A 13,820-nucleotide genomic window follows, 5' to 3' on the forward strand; every position below is an offset into this window, starting at 1 on the left:
GGTCTACTGCTACTACTACTGCTACTGCTACTGCTACTGCTACTGCTACTGCTACTGCTACTGCTACTGCTACTGATACTATGATCTCCTGCTGAGGCTTTCGGACTCCAATGACGCTATTTACTAATTTATCGCCTTTTCAGCAACTCATCGGACTTCAGCGCAGCTATTTCTTAGAATCAGGCTCTTATACGGTGATTTTTCCGCCATTAGGAGCTATGCGGTCCGATAATACTCCAATTGGCGGATTTTCCTGCTTATAAAGTCTGCTGAGTCCGATACGCCGAAGAATGATCATTCGCTGGACTCCTGAGTCCGACACGCCGAAGAATGATCATTCGCTGGTCTGCTGAGTCCCATACCGCCGAAGCATGGTCATTCGCTGTCTGATGCTACCGTATCCTAATCATCTGCGGATCAAACACCATCGACTCATGATCATCTGTTAATTCTACAGTTCTACGTAAGTATAATTCATCAGTTAATCCCAAAGTGCTAAGTACGCGCGAATGAGATTGGTTCAGACGTTCAGATGAAGTTTAGAGTTGAGAGCAGAGGTTTGGTTTAAGTTCAAAAAAAGAGAGGTGCCCTAGCCATTTTCATGGCTTTTGGGCACCTCTTTTTATTGGATTACAGCCCTTCAGCCAGAATCCGTTTCAGGAACATCCCTGTGTAGGATTCCTGCACTTCAGCAATCTGCTCCGGTGTACCTTCAGCTACAAGCTTACCGCCCACAACGCCACCTTCAGGGCCGATGTCAATCACCCAGTCGGACTCCCGAATCAACTCTAAGCTGTGCTCCACAACCACGACGGTATTTCCCGTATCAACCAATTTGCTCAACAAGGTATGGAGCTGCTTGATGTCTGACGGATGAAGGCCTGTTGTTGGTTCGTCAAGCAGATAGAGCGTATGGTTTTTGAAAGGTTTGCTCAGCTCTTTAGCCAGTCTAATCCGTTGCCCTTCACCACCGGATAAGGTTTTGACAGATTGTCCCCATTTAAGGTAACCGAGGCCCACCTCACACAATGTCTCGATAATCCCCGCCATTTTGGCTTCCGACTTAAGAATCGGCAAGCTTTCCTGTACGGACATGTCCAGCAGATCCGAGATGGAATATCCATCATATTTCACCTGGAGAACCTCATCCGTAAATCTTCTCCCCTTGCATGCGTGGCATTTAACCTCCAGATCGGGTAAGAAATTCATGTCTACAGTTAGCACCCCAAGACCCTGACAGGTTTCGCAGCGTCCACCCGGTGTGTTAAAGGAAAAATGCTTGGAGGTCAGTTTTCTTTTTTTCGCCTCCGGCAATGCAGCAAACAGCTGGCGCAGATGTGTGAATACATCTGTATATGTCGCTACATTAGAACGCAACATTCTACCCATGGGCGATTGGTCAAAGATCACTATATTTCCAACCTGATCTAAGCCCGCAATCTCCGCACAGCCTATTTGCTCATGTCCTTTCGTACTGCCTTGCGCAAGAATATCAAAGACTAGGGTCGACTTGCCTGAACCCGAAACTCCAGTTACAGAGACCAGACAACCTAGAGGTAAAGAAACTTCCGGGATATCAATATTCCGGTACTGTGCCTGTCGGATGGTGATTTGTTTTCCGTCACCTTTCCGGCGAACATATGCAGCAGTCTTATGACGCTCTTCTCTAAGATAGGCTCCCGTAACAGAAGCCTCGCTTGCCATCAAATCCTCAATGCTGCCCTCGCCAACAACTTGCCCGCCGTCCAAACCAGCACCCGGACCCATATCAATAATATGATCGGCAGCGCGCATCATCTCGATATCATGCTCGATAACGAGCACCGTATTACCCAAATCGCGCAGCTCCTGAAGCACACGAATGAGGCCAACAGTATCCCGCGGATGAAGCCCGGTCGTCGGTTCATCTAGAATGTATAACACTCCAGTCAGACCTGACCCCAGCAATGAGGCAAGGCGCAGCCGCTGTGCCTCTCCACCAGAGAGGGAGACCGTCTGACGGTTCATGGAAAGATAACCAAGACCAACATCGATAATCCGTTTTAGTCGGGTAGGCATATCGTGAAGGATGGGTTCAAGCAGATGAAATCCCTCGGCGGGCAAAGCCGCCTCCAAGCCTTTCGTCCACTCGTAAACATCGCTTAATGACCAATCCGATACCTCCGTAATCGATGCGTCAGCTACCCGAACGAGACGAACTTCTTTTTTTAGGCGAGCGCCAAGGCATTCCGGGCATTGCTGCTCATGAAAAAATCCGCCGTCTTTTTCCTGTGTACCAGCTTCTCCTTCCTTCTCCTTGTAACGCCGCCACAAACCAGGAATGACGCCTTCAAATTTGGTGCCTTGAATCGGCTTAACATTGGGAAAATGGCGCTTAAACGCCTCACTTTCCACTCCGTAATACAACAAGTCGCGCTGAATTTCACCGTAATCTTTTAAGGGCTGATCCGGGTCAAACTCAAAGCCAAAATGCTTGCCAGCGGCCACTAATATACGCATCTGTATATCACGATGAACACCATTCAGCGAGGCAACACCACCCTCATGCATACTAAGTTCTGGATTAAACACCGCCGCTTCATTTATAGTTGCCACAGATCCAACACCACCGCAGGCTTCACAAGCTCCCTCCGGTTTATTAAAAGAAAAGTGGGACATGCCCAGCCTCTCAAGCTCAGCTCCGCAATGCGGACACCCCATCGTTTGACCATCCATTTCCTCGTCTTCCTCGATCAGCAATCCCCTCGCTTCAAAAGAAGGTGGGATGCTGCCACTACAGGAAGGGCAAACCCGCTCGCCTAATCTGGAAAAGATAAACCGGACAAACGTATAGATGTCGGTGACTGTCCCAACTGTCGAACGGGGATTACGATTGGTGATATGTTGTCCAACACTAATGGACGGAGACAGTCCAATAATAGACTCCACCTTTGGTTTGCTGATCGTATCTGACGTCATGCCCATGGAATCCAAATACTGTCTTTGGCATTCCCGCTGAAGTGTATCCATAGCTAACGTCGATTTCCCTGATCCCGAAGGTCCTGTCAGGACAACTAGCTTATACTTAGGAATCGTGAGCGAGACATTTTTCAGATTATTCTCTCTTGCACCTTTAATAACAATAGTCTCTTTCACATCTATTCCCCTCTCAATTCAACCCACTGGTTCGTAGTTATATCTTCTATCCATATGGTTGCCCAAAGCTGTTGGATTGCAATTATTTTGCAAAACATTTCTAATTTCGATAGAATGTATTTGATATATCACAAAATTTTCGAATAACTTTATAATCTAATATCTTGACTATCAAGATATAATTATTTTAAAAGGAGCGTTATCTTTTGTCAAGCCACGAACAACCTACACCAGAGCAGGAACAATTCACCTTGCTTATGCGCAGTTTGGGAAACCGAACGGTATTGTACCAACAAAATGTAGCCGCCTCACTTGGGTTATACAATAATGATTTCTTATCTATAGATATTCTACGGGAGAAAGGTCCGATCACTGCCGGAGAACTGTCCAAATTAACGGGTCTGACCACAGGCAGTGTTACGGCATTAATAGACCGGCTCGAAAAAAATGGCTATGTCCGCAGACAAAATGATCCGAATGACCGCCGTAAAGTGATTATCGTGCCATTATATGAGAATAAAGATGATGTCATTAATACGTACCAACCGCTCCATACCGCCATGGTTAAGCTCGCAGCTTCTTATACGGATGAAGAGCTCGCCCTTATTTCGCAGTTTTTAGGCCAAGCAAGTGCGGTTCTGGAAGAGCAGATTGATCAGCTTGGATCCACTGCGCGCGGCAAATCTTCTTCCTAAGATACGTATTTATACAAAAAAGGACGATATCCAAAAGTCATACGACTCTCTGGATACCGTCCTTTTTCATTTATTTTCTAATACCAATCGTTACAATTTCGCATGGACCGATCAGTAAGTCCAAGCTACCTTTCTCATCCCTAGAGACTGGGTGGCTCTCCTCTTCTAGAATCGTCGTTTTATAGAAATACTGCTGTGGAATAGACGAATGGAAGGCCAGGTTGGTGTTCTGCTGACTCATGTTGTACCAACGCAGCAGTATATCTCCAGTCTGCTCGTTCATTTTTAGTGAAGAAAATGCGAGTTCCTTACTCTCCCAATCAAATGGAGTATACACCGGCGCAACCACACCTGCATGTACATCTGTCTGACATACAATCCACGGAACCTGAAATTGGTAAGCTTCAGCATAAGCACCGGAAATTATACCCTCACCAGTGTGCGGGATAAGCTCCATACGAACAACGTGCTCTCCCAGACACTGCGCTTCTGGAGTTGGGAATAGCCCCCAGTCACCAAGTTCGCCAACAGAACGTAGCAGCGTAATCGCAATAGTGTTACGCCCATCTCGCAGCACTTCATATTCATTTAATCCAAAATTAGCGACGGTTAGACCCGCTTTCCCATCACTAATATCAACAAAGGCTTGCTGATGTTGCGTGTTACTCGGATTCTTCCATTCTGTGGCTGGTTCAATATTCCGCTCAGCAACCTCGAACATCGAATCTACACGATGCGTGGCAGCGTTCAAATCTGTTGGAAACAGTATACGAATCCGGTGATCTTTGGCCTGGTTATCTATTGTCGTTTCGATATACAATCCCTTTCCGCCCCGCTCCAAGGAGATTACAGTACGAAGTTTCAGAATGACTGTGTCACTACTGCGCTGAGCTTTGCGCTCCGGATAATAAACCAGTGCACGCTGCTCCTCATCCAGCTTATCATCTGCCGAGGCTGGAATCTCCCAGTTATGGTTAATTTCTATAGCGGCGCGAAACGATGTATTTTCCAGTACACAAATGTTAGCCTTCAGTCCTTTAGTCGTCAAATCTTGTTCAGCCTCTGGCTGTTTGTACATATATTCATTGCCGATATCCCCGGTGTTTTCATATACACCAAGATCTTGATAGGTCACTCCACTAGTTTTGTCACTTAGCATAAACGAACCATCATCATTAATGACTACCTTGATAACGTCATTTTCCAGCACCCGATCTCCATATAGCAAAGATTCAGCGGCTATTGGCAGTTTTGCATCTGCTCGGCGAACCCAAGCATATGATCGAAGACCTAGCGCAGGAACTTCTACGGCTTCAAAGGTAAGTCTTACCCGGCGGCACATATACGGCTGACGGAACTTATCATCTGGCAAATCATAACCAAACTGAAGCCCCAAGTCCTCCAGCTGGCAGGCAATGTTATTCCCTTGATCGTCTACTAACACACAACCGTGCAAGTCAATTCCAGTCATACGGCTAGCCGTTTCTTCCAGAGAAAACCCTTCTCGCAAATATAGACGCGCCACATCAAGTTCTACGCTCACAGTACCCGTGCGACTCCAACCCGTCATATTCATCGCTACTAGTGGAAGCACGTCTTCACCATATGCTGTAAACCCGGACGTATCCACAGCTTCTGCAATCACTCGTTTACTATCCTCAACAATGGTCTCTGCCACATGACGGCTTTTGTCAAAACGGGTGACCATCTCACGGTGTACCTCATCCACGCTGCATCCACAAATACTATCATGCGGATGATTCTGCATTAATGTCTTCCATGCATAGGTGAACAGATGATGGGGGTACTCTTTCCCCAGTAAATGTGCGAACGAAGCAAGTGGCTCGGCCAACTTTTCAAGCAAGATTTGCCCTTCCTGATTCCTCTGTTTCAAATAGACACGAGCAGACGCGGTATTCACTAACGTACCCCATCCATCGGTATGCTGGCTCCGCAGTTCGCCCTTTACAGTCGACAGATTGCTGCGATCCATTACACCCTCTACGGCCTTAAGGTAATCAGGAAAGTTCGAATGAATGAACTCCATATCTGGATACAACCGCTTCGCAGTTTCGATAGCCTCTGGCAAATCCAGTTGAGCCGGCTGATGATCGCAACCATTCATGAACAGCAGCTCACCTGTAGAAGCAAACTTCCGCGCATCTGCCAGCTTTTTCTCCCAGAACACTTTGGCTTCTGCTTCATTTACAGGCACTTCGTTTCCGTTAGAATACCAATTGGCAAATAGGATGCCTAGCACTTTTGATCCATCAGGACCTTCCCAAATCAGCTCCGAGAATGAGGATTCGTAACCTCCATCCGACACCGTATTATTGAATCCAGTGGGCTTCACACCTCTTCCAAAAAAGGCATTATTGATGCCGGATTGCAGCATTAATTGTGGAGTCTGGCCGACTAGACCAAAGGTGTCCGGAAAATAACCGATTTTGGAGGGTTCCCCGTAACGCTTCGAATCCTGATGGCCAATCTGCATATTACGAACATTGGCCTCCCCACTAGTAAGGAACGCATCCTGCAAAATATACCAAGGTCCTATTAGAAGGCGACCTTCCGTAATATATTTCTGCAGCCGCTCTTGATTTTCGGGACGTACCTGAAGATAATCTTCCAGAATAATCGTCTGTCCATCCAGATAGAAACTCTTAAATTCGTTATCCTCATCCAACCGGTTCAGTAATTCATCAACCAGTTTCACTAAGCGTACATGATGCTTCTCATAGGGAAGATACCATTCCCGGTCCCAGTGTGTATGTGAAATGATATGGGCTGTCTGAGGGCTAATTGATTGTTTTGAACTTTCCAAAGTGAAGACCTCCTTATATGCAATGCGTTCTATCTACTAAGATGCTTAATGTAGAAAATGTGGATAATTCACATGGATCTCGACTTCCTGCGGGCGATAAACACCAAGCAAATCTCCTTTACTATCCGTGGCAAAAAGAACAGAACGTTCCTGTTCCAACACGAACGAATAAGTTCGGCCAGTGGCTGAATCCTTCACCTCGATCTTTGCATCTTGGGCATATTCCGACACGAAGGTAAAAAGTGCACCCGTAGCAAAGCTCAGTTTTCGTCCGTAGATACCCGCTAAGTCCCCACCACTAATCCATTCAAAATCACGTTCCACAAAAGCAGCATTAACCGCGTAGCGGTAAAGTGCAGCCGTAGTATCCCTACGCTCACTCAATTCAACTGGCAGTGGACTCCATAGGAGTCGACCCTTGCCCAGCGGAAGGTTCACGACAGTGTCTATAGTAGAACTCCCACCATTTTTTTGAATGATCGTTTCCTTCGTCACCTCAGCTATCCGGCGGTGGCCGAAAGAGACAGGCAGTACTTGACCTTGAAGCATAAGCACTTCTTCGCGGCGCACATTACGCAATTCACGTTTGCCAAGAATATCACTCAACCGATCCGAAGAACGCCAGTAGGCATCAATGCTTAACGGTCCAGTGGCAAGCAATACCGCTCCTGTCTCTTCAACGATATGTAACAACCGTTCCATCGCTGCATCAGCGAAGTTATGCGCGCTTGGCAGTATAATCAGCTTCGCAGGGTTCTTCTCCAAATCATCTAGGTGGTATTCAGAAGCCCCCCGAAAAGACATCTTGAGCTCATAAGACAGAATGCGGGTAAGCTCTGTTGTAGCCGCAAAAGCCAACTTTCGATTAGAGAAATCATTCGAATAAGGGAACACCACCGCAATCTCTTCCAATTTCCGATTACCAAATATATCACGGATACCTTCTATAAACTTCCCGAAATCATAAGATACGTCTGCCTCAGGCTTCTCGGTTCCATCCGCTCTCAGCGCTCCGATATGGGACTCATTCGCATTATCCATATAGAAATTCGTATTCCAGATCCAGTGAATAGCTCCCGCACCTGCCGTTCCAAAAGCGTAAGCATACTTCCGTTCCAGCAAATTCCGCAGCTCTTGTTCTGAACGTTTGGCTCGGCCATCTGGAGTTTCTACATACATGACGCCTGTCTCCTGAATTAGGTTTGGCTTATTGGGGGTTTTGGCAAAAATGCCATCCCATATCAAATAGTCGTTAAACCACCAGGAGTGCACAGTAGTGTAATCTACCGCCTCCTCATAGAAAAACGGCGAAGGACGCTGCGCTCCTAGTCCCTCATCCTGGCCAACCGTAACCATCTGAGCTGGACATTGCTCCTTAATGGTATCGTATAATTGCTTCACCCAACGGTTATGCATTTCCATAGAGAACAAACAATAATCCAACCAGCGTGTCCCCCTCTTAGCACTGTGCATATCTTGTACGTCGAAGTTCATCTCTTTTGCTTCAGGCAGCCCTGCCGAAGCAAAGTCCGGAAGCTGTGCGGGCGTCATATTCCAGCGTTCCTGCAGCACTTCGATTACACCATGTCTTTCTTGTAGCCATTCCCTAAAAGCTTGTCGCTCAAAGCGATCATGGCATGAACTCGGGCCGTCCGAGAAAATACGGTCCGGATCAAACATCGACGGTTCATTAATAAGATCCCAGTCTACATTCGAAGAATCTTTATGACGAGATACAATAGACCGAATGAACCGCTTCTGAGCCTCCACACTTTGTGGGTCCAGATAAGGATTCACCCCTCCCCAAGTTTCCGGGGTGAAGGAAAAGAAAGTAAAGGTGACTTGAAGATCATGCTTTTTCGCCGTCATGATGAAGGCGTCGATCGCCCGCAATACTTCTTCCGAGACATGTCCATCGTCTTGCATCACATTGCGATAAGCTGTCCAGATCCCTGTACGGATCCAGTTAATCCCGGCCTTCCGCATCTGGCCCATATCACGATCCCAAACTCCGACGTTCGGCAGAAAAAGAAATTTTCGCGCCACATCACTCGCCATATAAGTCATGCCGACCACTGGTAGCGGACGCCCATCTTTTATAAAATAATCTCTGCCGCTCGTTACCGGATGGCCTGCTGCCAGCAGCTCAGGAGCATGACCCCAGAACCCTTGGCGCAGAATGCGAACCTCACCATCACTGGCTTCTGCTTCACAGACAATCTGGTAGAGGCCCCTACTTATCTCCAAAGGAATAGGCAGACGCACCATGTTTAGTTCTGCATTCGCCTTCATTTCCAAACTCTGAGACCACTTCAAAGAGGTATCTGATTCATGCTCTACATGAATTGTGAAATTCCATGTATCTTCATTTCGCATAGAAGGTCTCACTCGTTCAAGCTGCTGAATCTGAAGGGTTAGGGAAGCACGTTCTCCTGATTCATAAGACGCGTAATTGGGCTTAACCCACATTTCCGTAACACCCTTGCTGCAGAAACGCGCCCAATTGGATATCGCGGAAGGACCTTTTTGCTCCCAAAAAGAAGCTGTTGCAGGTGTATTTACGAACAGCCAGCGTGAACCTGCATATAAACCAATCGTATTCTCCCAAAGAACCACTGGGGCAGCGGTTTCTCGACCCTCGGACGTAATTCCCTTTAAGAGCGGGTAAATCCGTGTGCTCATCGGACCTGCCGAGCCCATTTGATGTGGTAAATCACTCGTCTTTGTCGTATGTGGCACGAGGTTCCATGTGTCCGCACTCGTTAGAAAAAGAGATTCTTGACCCTTAAGCAGAGGAATGACATCCAAGGCAAGCAATGAATGGTTGCGTGAGCATTCAACACGAAGTGCCTCATGAATATACAGCTCCTGATGATAGGAAGTCTGCTCCGCTTCGACATGCCATCGGCCATTTTCCCAACGAACAGGTTGTTTGAAGGGTGCGCCTCCAATGCTAATCAGCCCGCCACCTCTTTGCAGGTATTCAAGAATGGCAATCCAGGCCGCTTTCGGGAAATAAGGGGCATGCAGATTGATGAAACAGCCGCCTTCCGTTTCCCGAAGCGTTTGTGCAAGCAGATTCTCATTTACAATAGATCCGAACTCACTCATAGATGTAATCGCATCGCTAGGAATGGGACTGGAAATTGGAAAATCAGAATCATAAAATATGATGACAGGTCTGCTCGGGCTGGTCATAGTAGTCCTTCCTTCATCGTTTTATAGACAAGTTGGGAGAACAGACTATTGGACCAGGCGAACCATTTTCTAGTGAACGTATTCGGATCATCAACATGGAATCCCTCATGCATAAAGCCAGTATCCGCATCTGTAGCTTCTAACATCTCAAGCATCTCCAGCTTTTCTTCCTTAGTTGATGCCGTCAAACCTTGCATCGATAATGCCATATGCCAGATGTAGTCTTTGGGAGTATGCGGACTGCCGATTCCCTTCGCTGCGGTTCCTTCAAAATAAAAAGGATTCTCCTTGCTCAGAGCAAATCGTCTCGTATTCTGATAAATTTGATCCTCTGCGGTTACATAGCCGAGATAAGGAATCGACAGGAGTCCTGGTGTTCCCGCATCATCCATCAAGCAGTAGTTGCCATAACCATCGGTCTCGTAGGCGTAGATTGGACCGAACTTCGGATGACGATAAATACCATACAATTGAATTCCGTGATCAATCTCAGCTTCTAATGCTTTAAGCTGTTCCAGAAATTCTAGATCACGGAATACCCATTCAGCGAATTCCTGCATATGACGTAATGCAACAACAGCGAACATATTCCCCGGGATGTTGTAATGAAAGTCGCATGCATCATCACTCGAGCGGAATCCGGACCAGACCATACCCGTGTAATTAACAGGCATACCTAGACCGTTATTACGCAGTGTATCTTCAGGAATCCCATTGTTACGCGTAAAGCGGTATGGAGATAATTCACTATGGCGCTGTTCAGTTTTGAACAGGTTGAATATTTTGAACATTGCTGCCTTAAATCCGGCGTCGAATATATCAGCCTTTCCGGTTTCTTTCCAATAGGCATAAGCCAGACGCATGGAAAAACAAAGAGAATCGATCTCGAATTTACGCTCCCACACCCAGGGGGACATTTCCGTAATATCGCTAGTGCTCCAATGCCAATCATTCGCTGTCTCATTAAACGCATTGGCGTACGGATCGATATGAATATACTCGATATGACGTTTAATTAACCCGCCAATAATCCGCTGAAGATCGGGATCGTTTTTAGCAAAGGGCACGTAGTGCATAACCTGCTCCACAGAGTCTCGCAACCAAGAAGCTGGGATATCTCCTGTAATTACAAACGTTGTCCCATCATCCATAAGCTTAGTCGTTGTCTCAAGCGTATTGGGAAAACAGTTCTTAAAAAGCTGCAACAGCTTCGGCCGATGAGCTAACTTCTCCTCTGCTTCGTTCAATACTTCTTGAACCGCTTGAGGAAGCGGCAGCTTCGGCATAGAGATGGTGGGAAGTCGGAATTGTTCCATATTCTCACTCCTTCATAATAAATGGGGATAGATAGAGAGACGGGCAGCATAGCTGCCCGTCTCCACTAATCCTATTTGTGTTACCTTTAGTGATTAATCTTAGGCGTGTTACGTTCATAGCTTATTTCTTTGTCTGGTTCCACTCATCAAGTTGCTTTTGAACTTCTGCAATGACTTTATCAAGTCCAGCTTCTTTAAATTTCTTCGCTGCTTTTGGCAGATATGTTTTAGGATCAACAGAACCTGTGTATAGCGCTGGCATAAATTCTTTAGTTACGTTGTTGATAGCCGCTACTTCTGTTTTTACAGGTGTAGGATCAAATGCAAAACCGAAGGTAGGGGCTTCTTTTGAAGAATCATTAAACTTCTTGAAAGCATCCCATTTATCAGCAGGGTCATCAGCATGCAGATAAGTCAGTAACATGTTCCCAAGTGTGAAGCCTGGCATTGCATAGCTATCTTGCATAGCTGGCAGATCTTCAATGACATTGTCGGAGATTTTCTTATAATGAGTGCCTTCAATACCATAGTTGAGCAAATTGCGTAAGTACTTATCTGTATTCAAAAGATTCAAGAACATCATCGCGCGCTCAGGATCACCTGAGGTTACGGAAATCGCGTGCATCGAACCTGCGGCGGACTGTGTATATACATAAGGCTCATGCATAGGCGAAGTTACAATTTCATAACCTGCTGAACGAGACCAACCTTTTTCTGCATAAGGCTGTGTGATTTCGCGATCGGCAAACCATTTACCGGTCTTAATGTTATCAATACCTTCAAGTGTCGCAACGTCTGGGCGTAAGTAACCTGCTGTGTAAAGTCTACGCATCGTATCTAACGATGTTGCAAGTTCAGGTGTCTCCAGAATATTAACAACCTTGCCATCTGTGGAATCCATATAGACCCCGATAGGTAGCTCATCACCTAGTACATAGTCAAATGGCATGAATGGTTTAAAGCCTTTAGGAACAGCTAGAGGTGTAATATCAGCCGGCTCGTTCTCTTTAATCGTTTTAAGAAGTGGCTCTAGATCATCCAATGTACGGATATTGGAAATGTCCATGTTATATTTATCAACATATTTCTTATTGAAGCGCCATACCCATTGCTGTCCAAGCTCCTTATTTACAGGAACACCATAGATCTCACCTTTAATCTTAGTTCCTTCTAAGAAACGAGGGTCCAAAACTTCTTTCGTTTCCTTACCATACTTATCTAGCAGATCATTCAGACCCAAGAACGTCCCATTAGCAGCGTTACGACGGAAGTCATTTGTCCAAGAAGAGGTAAAGGCAATATCATAAGGCTCACCGGAAGCGGTGATGACTTGCATCTTCTTATCGTAATCGCCCCAATCGAACATCGTAATGTTCAACGTCGCGTTAATTTTTTCTTGGGTATATTTATTAACTTCTTTTAAGACAAGATCTAAATCCTTTTGAGGTCCACCAATTAAATACATCTTCAACTCATATGGCTTTAATTCTGATGTGTTCCCTGCTGAATTCCCTGCTGCCGCTGAATTGTTTGTTTCTTTAGCAGCATTTGTATTATTATTCGAACCACATCCAGCTAGAAGGCCAGAAAAAAGCATTGTCCCTGCAAGAGCGAGTGTTAAGCCTTTTTTCATTTTCATTTCTATTTTCCCCCTTTAGATTAATAAACGCTTTATTTATATCGATTCCTGTCCTAGCGATTCGAATAAATACATCTTAGTAGTGTTACTCCTTTAAAGAGCCCACGGTTAAGCCTTGTACAAAATACTTTTGGAAGAACGGATACGCTAGTGCTATAGGCAAGGTCGCCAGTACAACCATCGCCATACGGACGGTTTCTGTTGGCAAGGTTGCAGCAATCTCAAAGCTTGATCCCATCTGCATACTGTTCTGAATGACAAACTCCATATTATTCTGAATTCGCATCAGCATCGCTTGGAGTGGAACAAGACTCGCATCATCTATATACAGCAGGGCATTAAACCAATCATTCCAATAGCCCAGCGTACAGAACAATCCAATCGTTGCAATCCCCGGTAAAGAGATTGGAAGTACAATTTGCAGGAAGGTCCGAAACTCACCAGACCCATCAATTTTGGCAGCCTCAATGAGTGCATCAGGTACGCTAGTCTGGAAGAAGGTCCGCATTACTAGAATAAAGAATGCATTCATCGCGATGGGCAATATCAAAGCCCATATCGTGTTGTACAAATGTAAAAACTGCGTAGCCACGATATAGTTGGGAACCATTCCGCCTGAGAATAACATCGTGAAGAAGGCGAAGAAGCTGAAATAATTACGATAGCGAAATGATCTTCGAGAGAGAACATACGCATAAGTTGTTATTAGAAATAAACTAATGAGCGTACCTAGTACAGTAACCATCAAAGTAACACCAAAGGAACGAAGCAATTGATCACCTGTGTTAAAAACAAACTGATAAGCTGCTAAACTATATTTTTCGGGTAACAAGCTAAATCCATTTAGAGCAAGTACTTTCTCATCTGTAAAAGAAATGGCTATGACAAACAAGAACGGAAACACACAAGTAAAAGCGAAGATGCCAATTATAATATTGAGTACCACATTCCATAAAGGAGTAATGGCGTTGTTGTCGATTTCTTTTGGCTTACGTTTGAATACTGCCATAACG

7 protein-coding genes are annotated in these 13,820 nt (G+C 45.6%); 1 reads left to right on the top strand and 6 read right to left on the bottom strand.

Features of this window, described 5'->3' with window-relative positions; all coding sequences use genetic code 11:
* Positions 1-630 precede the first annotated feature (630 nt).
* Complete coding sequence (gene uvrA / locus MHH63_RS16975) at positions 631-3,135, bottom strand: excinuclease ABC subunit UvrA (RefSeq protein WP_341171821.1); 2,505 nt, start codon at positions 3,133-3,135, stop codon at positions 631-633.
* Positions 3,136-3,392: 257 nt separating this feature from the next.
* On the opposite strand from uvrA, the gene MHH63_RS16980 reads away from it, so the two are divergent.
* Entirely contained in the window at positions 3,393-3,830 is a 438-nt protein-coding gene (locus tag MHH63_RS16980; RefSeq protein ID WP_076130010.1) for a MarR family transcriptional regulator, read from the top strand.
* A gap of 70 nt (positions 3,831-3,900) precedes the next feature.
* Here MHH63_RS16980 and MHH63_RS16985 read toward each other — a convergent pair whose 3' ends face one another.
* From MHH63_RS16985 to MHH63_RS17005, 5 genes are all read right to left on the bottom strand, one after another.
* Positions 3,901-6,654 carry an alpha-mannosidase gene (locus MHH63_RS16985; protein WP_341171822.1) on the bottom strand — a complete coding sequence of 918 codons (2,754 nt, stop codon included), beginning with the start codon at positions 6,652-6,654 and terminating at the stop codon, positions 3,901-3,903.
* 45 nt (positions 6,655-6,699) lie between these two features.
* Positions 6,700-9,852, bottom strand: a complete 3,153-nt coding sequence (locus MHH63_RS16990; RefSeq protein WP_341171823.1) for a beta-galactosidase — start codon at positions 9,850-9,852, stop codon at positions 6,700-6,702.
* Positions 9,849-11,168 (bottom strand): glycoside hydrolase family 125 protein, encoded by a 1,320-nt coding sequence (locus MHH63_RS16995; RefSeq protein ID WP_341144133.1) that lies wholly within the window; start codon positions 11,166-11,168, stop codon positions 9,849-9,851. The genes MHH63_RS16990 and MHH63_RS16995 overlap by 4 nt, the downstream gene beginning before the upstream one ends.
* A gap of 121 nt (positions 11,169-11,289) precedes the next feature.
* Positions 11,290-12,807, bottom strand: a complete 1,518-nt coding sequence (locus tag MHH63_RS17000) for an ABC transporter substrate-binding protein (protein WP_076129999.1) — start codon at positions 12,805-12,807, stop codon at positions 11,290-11,292.
* Positions 12,808-12,892: 85 nt separating this feature from the next.
* Positions 12,893-13,816, bottom strand: coding sequence for a carbohydrate ABC transporter permease (locus MHH63_RS17005; protein ID WP_038569957.1), 924 nt, complete (start codon positions 13,814-13,816; stop codon positions 12,893-12,895).
* Positions 13,817-13,820 lie beyond the last annotated feature (4 nt).

This window comes from Paenibacillus sp. FSL H3-0310 (genome assembly GCF_038002785.1).
Taxonomy (GTDB): Bacteria; Bacillota; Bacilli; order Paenibacillales; family Paenibacillaceae; genus Paenibacillus_AQ; species Paenibacillus_AQ odorifer.